The sequence below is a fragment of the Flavobacterium xizangense genome, assembly GCF_054075145.1.
This window is the reverse complement of the sequence record NZ_JBSIPG010000040.1, coordinates 1-362: the sequence shown is the minus strand read 5'-3', so window position 1 is coordinate 362 and position 362 is coordinate 1. Positions and strand designations below refer to the sequence as shown.

1 protein-coding gene is annotated in these 362 nt (G+C 36.2%); it reads right to left on the bottom strand.

Annotated features, from left to right (window positions below; genetic code table 11):
* On the bottom strand, nt 1–362 hold a 362-nt coding region (locus ACWA1B_RS22415; protein ID WP_456910799.1), incomplete at both ends, for a M28 family peptidase.

Below are 362 nucleotides of genomic sequence, written 5' to 3'. Positions count from 1 at the left end.
GTCAAATCGGTATCGTTAGGAAGCATTTTGTAAATACTGTACATCAAAGAATTTGAAACTGGGTGAGAAGGTTTTGCTTTTGTAAATTCCTTAACCAAAGCTTCATTTCCTTTATTGGTTTCCATCAGCATGTAGCTTGGTCCAGAAGTTCCTCTTGCTTCAAAGTTTAAAACCAGACCTACATCTTTTGCCCAAGGATGTTGGTTTACGAATAAAGCAGCTCCGTTTAATCCTAATTCTTCTGCATCAGAAAATAAGATGATAATATCGTTTTTTTGAGGATTTTTGGAATATAAAAAAGCACGTACACCTTCTAAAATTGTAGCAATTCCCGAAGCATCGTCGCTAGCACCTTTTGAGAA